A 12,895-nucleotide genomic window follows, 5' to 3' on the forward strand; every position below is an offset into this window, starting at 1 on the left:
GTGAGCGAGGGGCATTCAGGCAAGGCCGTGCTTATCGCAGGCCCGACCGCCAGCGGCAAGTCGGCGCTGGCGCTCGAACTGGCGCTCGCCACCGACGGCGTCGTCATCAATGCCGATTCCATGCAGGTCTATCGCGACCTCCGCATCATCACGGCGCGGCCGACGGCGGCGGATGAGGCGCTCGTGCCGCATCGTCTCTATGGTCATGTCGATGCCGCCGTGAACTTCTCGGCTGGCGCCTGGGTCAGCGACGCGGCGAAAGCGCTCGATGAAGCGAGGGCTCGCGGCCGTTTGCCGATCTTCATCGGCGGCACCGGGCTCTATTTCAAGGCGCTGACCGCGGGCCTTTCCGTGGTGCCGCCGATCCCCGCCGAGGTGCGGGACGATGTGCGCGCGCGGTTGGACCGGAATGGCGTCGAGGCGCTGCATGCGGAACTTGCGCGCCGCGATCCGGGCGCGGCCGAGCGATTGAACCTGCGTGACCGCACGCGCATTGCGCGCGCGCTCGAGGTGATCGAGGCAACCGGACGTTCGCTGCTCGACTGGCACCGGGAGGGCCAGCCGCCGCTGCTGCCCAAGGACAGTTTTCGCGCGATTTTTCTCGCGCCCGAGCGGGAAGAGCTCTATGCCCGCATCGATGCCCGCTTCGACGCCATGTTGGGAGCCGGCGCGTTCAGGGAAGTCGAGCGGCTCGCCGCGAGGCATCTCGATCCGCTGCTGCCGGCGATGAAAGCCCATGGCGTGCCGGCCTTGATCCGGCATCTGCGCGGCGAGCTCAGCCTGGAGGAGGCTGCCGGCATTGGGCGCGCTGACACCCGCCACTACGCCAAGCGGCAATTCACCTGGTTCCGGCACCAATTGCCTGAATTCGAGTGGGTGAAACCGGAGGCGGCGAGGGGATGGCTGGCGGCCGCCGTGAATGCGGCGCGTACCGCACACTGACGTGCTTTTCTGCCGGGTTCCCGAATTTACCTCTCGCCGAACTCCGGGAACGCCGCTACACTGCCAAAATCGCGACGGAACGGCCACATTGCCTTGACATCCGGGCTTTGACCGCTATGTTTCGCGCAACCTTTGGGAAGCTGAACGCCTGCCATGCGTAACATTATTACCAAACTTCTTATCGCCGTCGTACCCAGGCACACCGCCGGGGGTGGCTAGCTGCCATCCACAAGACAGGCGGTGTGCATGGGCCCTCTTCGGGGCCTTTTTTATTTCCCGAACCCGACACGAACGAAGCCGCTGACAACAGCGCATCCGGAGCAAGCCAATGAGCGACAAGAGCCACGATCCGAACCAGATGACCGGCGCCGCGATGATCGTCCGCGCGCTCATCGATCACGGCGTGACCGACATTTTCGGCTACCCCGGCGGCGCGGTGCTTCCGATCTATGACGAGATCTTCCAGCAGAGCGAGGTGCAGCACATCCTGGTCCGTCACGAGCAGGGCGCGGGCCATGCCGCCGAGGGCTATGCGCGTTCGACCGGCAAGCCGGGCGTTGCGCTGGTGACCTCTGGTCCGGGCGCCACCAACATGGTGACCCCGCTCACCGACGCGCTGATGGATTCGATCCCGCTGGTCTGCATCTCCGGCCAGGTGCCGACGCACCTGATCGGCAACGACGCGTTCCAGGAATGCGACACCGTCGGCATCACGCGCCCCTGCACCAAGCACAACTGGCTGGTGCGCGACGTCAACGACCTCGCCAAGGTCCTGCACGAGGCCTTCTACGTCGCGACCTCGGGCCGCCCGGGTCCGGTGCTCGTCGACGTGCCCAAGGACGTGCAGTTCGCCACCGGCACCTATCATCCGCCGCGCAAGTCCGACGTGCACCGCTCCTATGCGCCGCGCGTGAAGGGCGATGCGACGCAGATCCGCAAGGCGGTGGCCCTGCTCGCCAATGCCAAGCGCCCGGTGATCTACAGCGGCGGCGGCGTGATCAATTCCGGCCCCGAGGCGACCAAGCTCCTGCGCGAACTGGTCGAGGTCACCGGCTTTCCGATCACCTCCACGCTGATGGGCCTCGGAGCTTATCCTGCGTCGGGCAAGAACTGGCTCGGCATGCTCGGCATGCACGGAACTTACGAAGCCAACATGACCATGCATGATTGCGACGTCATGCTGTGCGTCGGCGCGCGCTTCGATGACCGCATCACCGGTCGCGTCGATGCGTTCTCTCCTGGCTCGAAGAAGATCCACATCGACATCGATCCGTCCTCGATCAACAAGAACATCCGTGTCGACGTGCCGATCATCGGCGATTGCGGCAACATCCTCGGCGATATCCTCCAGGTGTTCAAGGCGGAGGCGAAGAAGCCGGACATCAAGTCGTGGTGGCAGCAGATCGCGCAGTGGCGCGCCCGCAACTCGCTCTATTACAAGAAGAGCAACGACGTCATCCTGCCGCAGCACGCGATCCAGAGCCTGTTCGAGGCGACGCGCGGCAAGGACACGTACATCACGACCGAAGTCGGCCAGCACCAGATGTGGGCGGCGCAGTTCTACGGCTTCGAGGAGCCGCATCGCTGGATGACGTCGGGCGGTCTCGGCACCATGGGCTATGGCCTGCCGGCGGCGGTCGGTGTGCAGGTTGCGCATCCGGACAGCCTCGTCATCGACATCGCGGGCGATGCCTCGGTGCAGATGACCATCCAGGAGATGTCGACGGCCGTGCAGTACGAGCTGCCGATCAAGATCTTCATCCTGAACAACCAGTACATGGGCATGGTGCGGCAGTGGCAGCAGCTGCTGCACGGCAACCGTCTGTCGCATTCCTACTCGGAGGCGCTGCCGGATTTCGTCAAGCTCGCGGAAGCCTATGGCGCCGTCGGCCTCCAGGTGCACAAGCCGGCCGATCTCGATGGCGCCATCAAGGAAATGATCTCGGTCAAGCGCCCGGTGCTGTTCGACTGCCGCGTCGCCGCGCTGGAGAACTGCTTCCCGATGATCCCTTCCGGCAAGGCGCACAACGAGATGCTGTTGCCGGAGCAGGCCAACGACGAGGCGACCGCGAAGGCATTCGCCGGCGGCAAGGCGCTGGTGTGACGAGAGACATTCGAGGGGGACGACAATGAACCAGCCCGCATCCGCCTATTTCATCGAGGACCGCCACGAGCCCAACGAGACGCACACGCTTTCGGTGCTCGTGCAGAACGAGCCCGGCGTGCTCGCGCGCGTCATCGGCCTGTTCTCGGGCCGCGGCTACAACATCGAGAGCCTCACGGTCTCGGAGACCGAGGCGCAGAAGCACCTGTCGCGCATCACCATCGTCACCACGGGCACGCCGATGGTGATCGAGCAGATCAAGCACCAGCTCGACCGCATGATCCCCGTCTACCGCGTCGTTGACATGACCCAGACCAAGCGCTCGATCGAGCGCGAGCTTGCCATGGTGAAGGTGCGCGGGCAGGGCGAGCACCGGGTCGAGGCGCTCAGGCTCGCAGATGCGTTCCGCGCCCGCGTGATCGACGCCACCACCGAGAGCTTTGTGTTCGAGATCACAGGCAATACGGACAAGATCAACCAATATATCGACCTGATGCGCCCGCTCGGTCTCGTCGAGGTGTCGCGCACGGGCGTTGCCGCGATCGGTCGCGGGCCCGAAGGGATGTGAACCATGCTGGCGCGCGACTGGTACTACAACGAGCGGAATCGGATGGGGATCGGGCCCGCAGTGGCGTCGATCTACGATAGCCACGAGGATGCCGATCTGCGGGCGCGCGCCGCGCTGAAAATGCTAGGCGTCCAGCGCGGCTGGCGCATCGCCGACATCGGCTGCGGCAACGGCGTGCTGGCCACCGAGGCTGCCCTGATGGGCGCCGACGTCGACGCCATCGACATCTCGCCGGCGATGCTGGCGCTCGCCGAGATCTACGCGCGCGACCGCAAGGCGCCGGTCCGCACCCAATCGGCCGGCCTGCTGAGCTTCTCCTACCGGCCCGAGTCCTACGACCTGATCGTAAGCGAGTTCACGCTGCATCATCTGCCTGATTTCTGGAAGGCCGTTGCGATGTCGCGGATCCATCGCGCGCTGAAGCCGGGCGCGAGCTTCTACCTGCGCGACATCGTCTACGTCTCGATGCCGGACGCGATCGAGCGCGATGTCGAGCAGTGGGCCGACTTCCAGATCAAGAACCACGACTTTTCGCGCGAAGGCGTCGTGACGCACATGCGCGACGAATATTCGACCTTCGGCTGGGTGATGGAGCGGATGCTGACCGACGTCGGCTTCACGCTGGTCTCGGCCGACTACCACGCCCCCATGCACGGCACATATCTGCTGCGGAAACCGAAAGCCGGCGAGCAAGGCTAGACAAGAAACAACAGGGCTGCACGAGCAGTGCAGAACCGGGAACAACGATGAAGCCGGCCGACATTCTCATCGCCGTCACGGTAGCGATCATCTGGGGACTTGCCTTCGTGGCGAGCCGGATTGCGCTCGACGAGCTGTCGCCGGAGTTGATGACGTCGCTGCGCTTCATCATTGCCGCGGTCCCGTGCCTGTTCATCCGAAAGCCGAAGATTGCATGGTCTCTTCTGATTGCAATCAGCTTCACGCTGTTCCTCGGCCAGTTCCTGAGCCAGGCCTATGGCATCGCCCATGGCGTTCCGGTGGGCTTGGCCTCGGTCGTGGTGCAGAGCCAGGCGCTGTTCACCATCGGCTTTGCCGCCATCGCGTTCGGTGAGCGGCCGACGGCGGTGCAGACGCTCGGCATCCTCATCGCGGCAGCCGGCCTTTTAATGATCTGCGGCACCGTCGGCTACGATTTCAGCGTCGCGGCCTTCGCGGTGCTGATGATCTCGCCGCTCAGCTTCGCCGTCGGAAATCTCCTGCTGCGTGGCGCCCGCGGCGTGCCGATGTTCGACCTGTTTGCCTGGCTGTGTCTCGCCTCGGCCGTGCCGATGTTCGTCCTGGCGCTGATTGCCAACGGGCCGGCGCCGACCTGGACGTCGCTGACGCAGATATCGCTTAAGTCGGCTCTCTGCATGCTGATGCTCGGCGGCATCTCCACCAGCATCGCCTATTGGCTGTGGGGCCGCCTGCTGCGCGACTATCCCGCCGCGCAAGTGGTGCCGTTCGCGCTGCTCGTGCCGTTCGTTGGCTCGGCGGCCTCCAGCATCGCGTTCGGCGAGCGGTTCGGACCCCTGCGCCTCGCCGGCATGCTGACCGTGATCGGCGGCATCGCCGTGATGGTGCTGGCGAAGCGTCCCAAGGCCTTGCCTGACGAGCCGCTGCCGGGGACCGCGTGAGGTGAGCATGTCGCAATCGTTGCTCTATGCCTTCGTCATCTTCGCCCTCGTGATGTTCTTCACGCCAGGGCCGAACAACATCATGCTGCTGTCGTCAGGGCTGACCTACGGCTTCCGCCGCACCATTCCTCATATCGCCGGCATCACCATCGGCTTCGCCTTCATGGTCGCCGCCGTCGGCCTCGGGCTCGGCACCGTGTTCCTGACCTATCCGATCCTCCAGACCATCCTGAAATATGCCGGCGCCGCCTACCTGATCTACCTGGCTGTGGCGATCGCCATGTCGGGTCCAGCCAAGCCGGGCGAGGAGAAGGCCCGCGGCCCGATGACCTTCTGGGGCGCGGCCATGTTTCAGTGGATCAATGCCAAGGGCTGGGTCATCGTGATCGGCACCATCACAGCCTATGCCGCGATCGCCCAATTCCCGCTCAACATCGCCATCCAGACCGTGATCAGCCTACTCGTCGGCACGGTCTCGACCGTGGTCTGGGCTCTGTTCGGCACTGCACTGCGGCCGGTCCTGAGCTCCGAGCGGCTGGTGCGCGCCTTCAACATCCTGATGGCGATCCTGCTGCTGGCCTCCCTCTACCCCGTTTTCATGGATGCATGATGTCGCGGATTTCCATGCAGAAACGGGTTTCCCTCAGGGCTGAAAATGCTCTAGACAGCCCCCGAAATCCGCAAATTTCACCCTTCGGACATTGACCATCGGCCGATTTTCGGCCCTGAACGAGGAAACGACCATGCGTGTTTATTACGATCGCGACGCCGACCTGAACCTGATCAAGGGCAAGAAGGTCGCCATCGTCGGCTACGGCAGCCAGGGCCACGCCCATGCGCTCAACCTGAAGGATTCCGGCGTCAAGGAAGTCGCCATTGCGCTGCGCAAGGGCTCGGCCTCGGCCAAGAAGGCGGAAGCTGCCGGCTTCAAGGTGCTGGAAGTCGCCGAAGCCGCCAAATGGGCCGACCTCGTCATGATGCTCACCCCGGACGAGCTTCAGGGCGACATCTACCGCGAGCACCTGCACGACAACATGAAGAAGGGCGCCGCCCTCGTTTTCGCGCACGGCCTCAACGTCCACTTCAACCTGCTCGACCCGCGCGCCGACCTCGACGTGCTGATGATCGCGCCGAAGGGTCCCGGCCACACCGTCCGCTCGGAATACCAGCGCGGCGGCGGCGTGCCCTGCCTGATCGCGATCGCCAAGGACGTTTCGGGCAACGCCCATGACCTCGGCCTGTCCTATGCTTCCGCCATCGGCGGCGGCCGCGCCGGCATCATCGAGACCACGTTCAAGGAAGAGTGCGAGACCGACCTGTTCGGCGAGCAGGTCGTGCTCTGCGGCGGCCTGGTCGAGCTGATCAAGGGTGGCTACGAGACCCTGGTCGAAGCCGGCTACGCGCCGGAGATGGCCTATTTCGAGTGCCTGCACGAAGTGAAGCTGATCGTCGACCTGATCTATGAAGGCGGCATCGCCAACATGAACTATTCGATCTCCAACACCGCCGAATATGGCGAGTACGTCACCGGCCCGCGCATCATCACCGAGGAGACCAAGAAGGAGATGCGCAAGGTTCTGGCCGACATCCAGGGCGGCAAGTTCGCCCGCGACTGGATGCTCGAGAACAAGGTCAACCAGACCTCGTTCAAGGCGACCCGCGCCAAGCTCGCCGCGCACCCGATCGAGGAAGTCGGCGCCAAGCTGCGCGACATGATGCCCTGGATCAAGAAGGGCGCGCTGGTCGACAAGACCAAGAACTGAGCTGTCGCTCCCCGGACGCAGCGCAGCACTTCAGTGGTGTGCTGCTGATCCGGAGTCCATGCGGCCGCGTCCGGGCTCGGCGCGACACCAAATCTTAAATCTTCGCGACTAGATTCGAGCGAGATCGCAAGCAGCGGTCTCGCTCTTTTCATCTTGCGCGGAAGCATTGCTGCTTCATCCACATTCTTCACGCGTTCACGTGCATCCTGAGCGCGAAGAACTGACGCTTAAACCACATTCTTGATCGCGCGCCGTTTCCGGCGATTTGCCGCGCGCTTTTGAACACCAAAACGTTAGCGTCTTCAGAGTCTCGGAATCGGCTCTTCATCTGTATTCTCATCGTGCGATCGATCCGCCGCGCGACGTTCATGTGTCGCGAGATCCCAAGAATCGACATCTCCTGCGCCTTCTTGCCGCGCGTTGCGCGCGCCAGTTCTACCGTCCTTGCGAGGCCGGAGAACCGCGGTCCATTGCGTTGGCGCGGCCTTCTCCGGCATGATTGTGGGGAGCTTGAGGGGAGGGGACCATGCGATCAGTCGTCGTGACCGGGGCATCCACCGGCATCGGCTGGGCCATTGCGAAACTTCTGATCGGGCGCGGCTATCGCGTGTTCGGAAGTGTCCGCAAGCAGGTTGACGCCGATCGCCTCAAGGATGAGCTCGGCGCCGGCTTCGCGCCGCTGCTGTTCGACGTCACCGACGAGGCCGCCGTCCTCGCGGCCGCGCGAACCGTCCGCGAGGCGCTGGGCGGCGAGACGCTGGCCGGTCTCGTCAACAATGCGGGCATCGCGGTCGCGGGTCCCGTCCTCGAATTGTCGGCCGACGATTTCCGGCGCCAGATGGACGTCAACGTCATCGGCCCGGTCATCGCGACCCAGGCCTTCGGGCCGCTGCTCGGCGCAGATCCGTCGCTGAAAGGACCGAAGGGGCGGATCGTGATGATCAGCTCGGTCGCGGGCAAGAACGGCAATCCGCTGTTGGCGCCTTACAGCACCTCCAAGCACGCCATCGAAGGCCTGTCGGAGAGCCTGCGCCGCGAGCTGATGCTGTTCGGGATCGACGTCATTATCGTCGCCCCCGGGGCGGTCATGACGCCGATCTGGGGCAAGGCCGAACAGGTCGATCTCTCCGTCTACAAGAACTCGCCCTATCTGCCGGCGCTCAACAAGGTCATGGCCGTCATGATGGAGCTCGGCGCGAAGGGGCTGCCGGCCGAGCGCATCGCCGAAATCGTGTTCGAGGCGCTGACCGCGGCAAGCCCCAAGGTGCGCTACCAGATCACGCCGGACCCGATGCGACACCTGATTGCGGCCATGCTGCCGAAGCGGACGCTCGACCGCATCATCGCCAAGCGGCTCGGGTTGCTGCCGCAGTGACGCCGGAGCCTCAGCCCGCCGCGGCGGTTCGCCCGCTTGGGTGGCGGGCCATCGCGATCATGCGCAGCGTCAACACGATGAGCAGCGGAAGGAGGAACGCGGCATAGAGCGGCATCGTCGGGACGCGCTTGCCGAACGACACCATGAACTGGAACCAGAGATAATAGCCGCCCACAAGGTGCAGCGCGCGCCAGGCGCGCGGGCCGATCAGCGCTGCGGTGCGGTCCAACGAAGTCGCGCTCATGGCGACGATGAAGGCATAGCCGATGCCGCCGAAAACGTAGGAGACGGCCGAGGTGGCATCGGCAAAGCCCACCGGATCCAACTTGGCGAAGATGGCGATCGCCAACGCGTGGATGCCGTGGGAGACCGCAAAGCTCAAACCGAGATAGCGGCGGTTGCGGCGCTGCCATCGCGTCCAGCCATTCGGCCAGATCCGCGCAAGCGCGGCGGCGCTGAAGGCGAGGCAGAACAACAGGAGCGAGCTTCTCGCGGTGAAGCGGATCACCATGCGGACGCCCTCAACCTCGAACTGCCGCATCGAGGCGATCCACAGACTCAGCACGACCAGGCTCAAGGAGAGGACCGTAAGCAGCCGCCAGCCTTCGAACCAGTTTTGACCTCGTGACATCGGCGATCTCCCTCACTATGTAATCATCGATTACATTCGGAGCGGGCGCGGCCGTCAACTGTGTAATCGGTGATTACATTCACGTTCGGGTGATGCTACAAAGCGCCATGCCCGCCCGCCAGACCTCCAAGCCGCGCGCCCACCGCCGAACGCCCCAAGCCCGGCCCTATCATCACGGCGACCTCCGCCGCGTGCTGATCGATGCTGCGCTGCAGCTGGCAGCCGAAGGTGCAGAGGTTTCGGTCCGTGAGGCCGCGCGCCGGGCCGCGGTGTCGCCGGGTGCGCCTTTCCGGCACTTTCCCAATCGCGATGCCTTGATGACGGCAGTGGCCGAGGAAGCGCAGCGCCGCTTCCGCGCCGAGATCGAGGCGGCGCTGGATAAGGCTCCCGCCGCCGACCCGCTCGCCCGCTTCCGCGCCTTCGGCCTCGCTTACTTGCGCTGGGCGATGCACAACCCAGCCCATTTCGAGATCATCTCCACGGGCCGCTACTTCGCCCATGACGGTTCGGCCGCGCTGAGCCGCGACAATGCCGAGCTGATCGCGCTGTCGGCGCAGATGCTGGCTGATGCTGCTGAGCAGGGCCTGTTGCGGCCGGCGGACCTCAAGCGCGTCCAGATCGCCGGCCGCGCCTTGGTCTACGGTTTCGCCCGGATGAATCTCGACGGCCATTTTCCGCGCTGGGGCGTGGGGGAGGGTGAGATCGAGCGGATGGCGGAAGGAGTGCTCGACCTGTTCATCGCGGGGATCGCCAAGCCCTGACGCGGCGAGCGCTCCCTCTGCCGCCGTGCGACGCTTCGCCTCCCGCTAACATTAAGCGAAGATCGGGGCGCACCTTGCGTTGCCTGTCCTTGACCGTTCCGTTACAGTTTTATGACACGGTGCAGGTTTCCGGCTGCTCCGGACGCCGCTGACCTCTTCGAGGGCGGAAGGCTTGGCATCACCGCGCCGGACCAGAAGTTGCGTGTCGTCGATGGCGTCCGCGCCCAATCCAGGTCCCTCTGCCACGACCGCCGTGCTGGCGAGCGTCGCCGCGCTCGGCATCTGGCGGCTGCTCGCGGTCGCGACGCCGCATCTGGCAGCGCTCGCGCTGATGTACGAGACCGAGACCGATTTCGGCTCGCGGCTCTCTTTCGCGCTGGCCTGGGGCCTCCTCAATTTCTTCTGGATCGCACTGCTGCGACGGCCGGCACTCTCCGGCGCGCTGTCGCTGACCATGGTCGTCGTGCTGGTGCTGCTGTCGCGGCTCAAGCACGACGTCGTGCAGATGACGGTCAATTTCATCGACCTGATGATGATCGACCGCGACACCGTCGCGTTCCTGTTCACGATCTTCCCGAATCTGCGCTGGTCGGTGATCCTGGCCGGCCTCGTCACGCTGCCGCTGATGTATGCGCTGTGGTGGCTCGATCCCTTCCGCATCCGTCGCCTTCCGGCGCTCGCCTGCAAGCTCGCCTGCCTTGCCGCGCTGGTCGGCTATTCGCTCTACCACCCGGACGAGGCCTGGCGCGGCTATTACGACGACGGCTATCTCTCGAAGTTCTTCCGCTCCGGCGTCAGTTCGGTTTCCGACTTCGTGCAGTACGGCTTCATGGAATCGGCCCCCTCGACCGATGAGCGGCTCAACATGCCGCTGGTGGATGCCTGCCACCCCGCCGGCCGCCGGCCGAACATCATCATGATCCATGATGAATCGAGCTTCGACATCCGCGCCGCGCAGGGCGTCAAGGTGCCGCCGCGCTATGGCGATCACTTCAAGTCCTGGGACGGCAAGCAGCGCACGTTCCTGGCCGAGAGCAACGGCGGACCGAGCTGGTTCACCGAATACAACGTGCTCGCCGGCCTCTCCTCGCGCTCGTTCGGCCGCTTCGCCTATTTCGTGACGCGCATCGCCTCGAACCGCGTCGAGCGCGGCCTGCCGCTGGCGCTGCGCCGCTGCGGCTACGACACCATGTCGCTCTATCCCGCCCATGGCGGCTTCATGGCCGCGCGCAGCTTCCAGACGACGACCGGCATCGACCGCTTCCTGGATTCGAAGGATCTCGGCGCCAAGGACGTCGAGCCCGACGGCTTTTTCTACGACAAGGCGCTCCAGTTGATCGGGCAGCAACCGCCGAACAAGCCGCTGTTCACCTTCATCTATCTCGGCGCCAACCATTTCCCCTGGGGTACGCGTTTCCGTCCCGACCTGCTGCCGAACTGGCGCGCGCCGGGCAACGAGCCGTCCATCGACGAATATCTGCGCCGGCAGGCGATGAGTGCCGAGCAGTACAAGGCTTTCATCGCCGGGCTGAAGAAGAATTTTCCCGGCGAGCCTTTCCTGATCGTGCGCTACGGCGATCATCAGCCGGAGTTCGCGCCTGCTATCCTCGAGCCCGGGCTCGACGAGGGCGCTCTCGGCAAGAAGCTCGACGCTTACGATCCGCGCCTCTACGCGACCTATTATGCGATCGACGCCGTCAATTTCGAGCCGGTGAAGAGCGCGGCCGTGATGGACACGATCGACGGCCCCTATCTGCCGCTGGTGATCCAGGAAGCCGCGGGCATTCCGCTCGACCCCTCCTTCGCCGAGCAAAAGGAGATCATGCTCCGCTGCAAGGGCATCTTCTACGGCTGCAAGGACGGCGCCGAGGCGCGGCGGCTGAACCGGTTGCTGATCGACGCGGGGATGATCAGGGGGCTGTAGTGGGTCTCCACGTCGTGCTGGCGAAGGCCAATTCGAAGGGTGGGCAAAGCGAAGCGTGCCCACCATCCTGTTGCGCGTGTCGAGACGGTGGGCACGGCGCCGGCGCCGCCTTTGCCTAACCCTACCGACGTCTGTCCTAGCGCTGACCCACCTTCTCCCACAGCCACCTCGCCACCGCATCGGGCGATGAATTCGCATCGTTGCCGCTAGCGCGCAGATTGGCTTCGCGCATGGTGGCGATGTCGATCTTGCCGAGCAGCGGCTTGAGCGCGGCCCGCAATTGCTCGTCACCGGCGCGTTTCGGTGCGAGCAGCAGTATCGCATCGTAAGGCGGAATCGCCTGCCGGGGATCGTCGAGCGCTTTGAGATCGTATTTCGCGATCAGTCCGTCGCTGGTGTAGCCGGCGATGACGTCGACCTCGCCGCTGGCGACCGCCGCATACATGAAATCCGGCTGCATCTGGCGCTGGGCGCGGAATGAAAGGCCATAGGCCTTCTCCAGCGCGGCCCATTCCGGCCGGGAGAAAAACTCGTAGTCGCCGGCAATCGACAGCGTCGATGCGTGCGCGGCGAGATCGGTGATGGTTCGGATACCGAGCGCTTCGGCGCGCTTCCGCGGCATCACCAGCGCATAGGCGTTCTCGAAGCCGAGCTCGCCGAACAGGGTGATGTTCTCCTTCGCGAGCGCGGTCTTCAGCTCCGCGAGCAGCTCGGCGCGCGGCTTGATGTCGGTGCGGTGCAACTGGTTGGCCCAGAGCGTACCGGAATAATCGATGCAGAGATCGATGTCCCCGGCCTTCAGCGCCTCGAAGATCACGCTGGAGCCGAGGCCCGAGCGCGTCGTGGCCGGGAGGCCTGCGGCCTGGAGGCGGTCCCTCAGCAGCGCTGACAGCACGTATTGCTCGGCGAACGTCTTGGCGCCGATGACATAGCTCTGCGACGGGCGTCCCATGGTCGGCACCAGCGTTGCGGCAACGAGGGCGGCGATCCCGAGACAGCCGAACGTTGCGCGCAGGCGGCTGCGATGACGCAGGCCGCTTTCGATCAGGCCAAGCAACTGATCGACGGCGAGCGCGAGCAGGGCCGAGGCAAGGCAGCCGAACAGCACGAACACCCAGTTCTGGGTCTGGAGCCCGGCAAAGATGTAGTTGCCGAGGCTGGTCTGCCCGATCGGCGTCGATAGCGTGGCG

Annotated in this window: 12 protein-coding genes; 10 read left to right on the forward strand and 2 right to left on the reverse strand. The window is 64.8% G+C overall.

The features are described from left to right. The 8 genes from miaA (at window position 1) to AX729_RS28430 (ending at window position 8,389) form a co-directional block, all read left to right on the forward strand. Window positions 1-942, forward strand: a complete 942-nt coding sequence (gene miaA, locus AX729_RS28390) for a tRNA (adenosine(37)-N6)-dimethylallyltransferase MiaA (RefSeq protein WP_061027499.1) — start codon at window positions 1-3, stop codon at window positions 940-942. Between the two features lie 328 nt (window positions 943-1,270). Further along, window positions 1,271-3,046 (forward strand): acetolactate synthase 3 large subunit, encoded by a 1,776-nt coding sequence (locus AX729_RS28395; protein WP_061027500.1) that lies wholly within the window; start codon window positions 1,271-1,273, stop codon window positions 3,044-3,046. 25 nt (window positions 3,047-3,071) lie between these two features. Then, a complete protein-coding gene (gene ilvN / locus AX729_RS28400; RefSeq protein WP_061027501.1) occupies window positions 3,072-3,614 on the forward strand; it encodes an acetolactate synthase small subunit in 543 nt (180 codons plus the stop codon). A 3-nt stretch (window positions 3,615-3,617) separates the two neighbouring features. After that, window positions 3,618-4,313 carry a class I SAM-dependent methyltransferase gene (locus tag AX729_RS28405; RefSeq protein ID WP_061027502.1) on the forward strand — a complete coding sequence of 232 codons (696 nt, stop codon included), beginning with the start codon at window positions 3,618-3,620 and terminating at the stop codon, window positions 4,311-4,313. 47 nt (window positions 4,314-4,360) lie between these two features. Then, window positions 4,361-5,251: an EamA family transporter gene (locus AX729_RS28410; protein WP_061027503.1), complete on the forward strand. Its 891-nt coding sequence runs from the start codon at window positions 4,361-4,363 to the stop codon at window positions 5,249-5,251. A 7-nt stretch (window positions 5,252-5,258) separates the two neighbouring features. Further along, window positions 5,259-5,861: a LysE family translocator gene (locus AX729_RS28415; protein ID WP_061027511.1), complete on the forward strand. Its 603-nt coding sequence runs from the start codon at window positions 5,259-5,261 to the stop codon at window positions 5,859-5,861. A gap of 133 nt (window positions 5,862-5,994) precedes the next feature. Continuing rightward, complete coding sequence (gene ilvC / locus AX729_RS28420; protein ID WP_061027512.1) at window positions 5,995-7,014, forward strand: ketol-acid reductoisomerase; 1,020 nt, start codon at window positions 5,995-5,997, stop codon at window positions 7,012-7,014. A 526-nt stretch (window positions 7,015-7,540) separates the two neighbouring features. Beyond that, window positions 7,541-8,389 carry an SDR family oxidoreductase gene (locus AX729_RS28430; protein WP_061027505.1) on the forward strand — a complete coding sequence of 283 codons (849 nt, stop codon included), beginning with the start codon at window positions 7,541-7,543 and terminating at the stop codon, window positions 8,387-8,389. 10 nt (window positions 8,390-8,399) lie between these two features. On the opposite strand, the gene AX729_RS28435 is transcribed toward AX729_RS28430, so the two are convergent. Further along, window positions 8,400-9,020, reverse strand: coding sequence for a hypothetical protein (locus tag AX729_RS28435; protein ID WP_061027506.1), 621 nt, complete (start codon window positions 9,018-9,020; stop codon window positions 8,400-8,402). A 107-nt stretch (window positions 9,021-9,127) separates the two neighbouring features. Between AX729_RS28435 and AX729_RS28440 the strand changes: the two genes are divergently transcribed. Continuing rightward, window positions 9,128-9,781 (forward strand): TetR/AcrR family transcriptional regulator, encoded by a 654-nt coding sequence (locus tag AX729_RS28440; protein WP_061027507.1) that lies wholly within the window; start codon window positions 9,128-9,130, stop codon window positions 9,779-9,781. Between the two features lie 211 nt (window positions 9,782-9,992). Beyond that, window positions 9,993-11,705 carry a sulfatase-like hydrolase/transferase gene (locus AX729_RS28445; RefSeq protein ID WP_061027508.1) on the forward strand — a complete coding sequence of 571 codons (1,713 nt, stop codon included), beginning with the start codon at window positions 9,993-9,995 and terminating at the stop codon, window positions 11,703-11,705. 136 nt (window positions 11,706-11,841) lie between these two features. On the opposite strand, the gene AX729_RS28450 is transcribed toward AX729_RS28445, so the two are convergent. Further along, window positions 11,842-12,895, reverse strand: a 1,054-nt coding sequence (locus AX729_RS28450) for a glycine betaine ABC transporter substrate-binding protein (RefSeq protein ID WP_061027509.1), incomplete at its 5' end; no start/stop codon positions are given.

This window comes from Bradyrhizobium sp. CCH5-F6 (assembly GCF_001556045.1).
Taxonomy (GTDB): domain Bacteria; phylum Pseudomonadota; class Alphaproteobacteria; order Rhizobiales; family Xanthobacteraceae; genus Bradyrhizobium.

Bases quoted from the DNA above. Each gene is read 5' to 3' on its own strand.
- AX729_RS28395 (WP_061027500.1), top strand. From the start codon at position 1,271: ATGAGCGACAAGAGCCACGATCCGAACCAGATGACCGGCGCCGCGATG.
- ilvN (WP_061027501.1), top strand. From the start codon at position 3,072: ATGAACCAGCCCGCATCCGCCTATTTCATCGAGGACCGCCACGAGCCC.
- AX729_RS28405 (WP_061027502.1), top strand. From the start codon at position 3,618: ATGCTGGCGCGCGACTGGTACTACAACGAGCGGAATCGGATGGGGATC.
- AX729_RS28410 (WP_061027503.1), top strand. From the start codon at position 4,361: ATGAAGCCGGCCGACATTCTCATCGCCGTCACGGTAGCGATCATCTGG.
- AX729_RS28415 (WP_061027511.1), top strand. From the start codon at position 5,259: ATGTCGCAATCGTTGCTCTATGCCTTCGTCATCTTCGCCCTCGTGATG.
- ilvC (WP_061027512.1), top strand. From the start codon at position 5,995: ATGCGTGTTTATTACGATCGCGACGCCGACCTGAACCTGATCAAGGGC.
- AX729_RS28430 (WP_061027505.1), top strand. From the start codon at position 7,541: ATGCGATCAGTCGTCGTGACCGGGGCATCCACCGGCATCGGCTGGGCC.
- AX729_RS28435 (WP_061027506.1), bottom strand. From the start codon at position 9,020: ATGTCACGAGGTCAAAACTGGTTCGAAGGCTGGCGGCTGCTTACGGTC.
- AX729_RS28440 (WP_061027507.1), top strand. From the start codon at position 9,128: ATGCCCGCCCGCCAGACCTCCAAGCCGCGCGCCCACCGCCGAACGCCC.
- AX729_RS28445 (WP_061027508.1), top strand. From the start codon at position 9,993: ATGGCGTCCGCGCCCAATCCAGGTCCCTCTGCCACGACCGCCGTGCTG.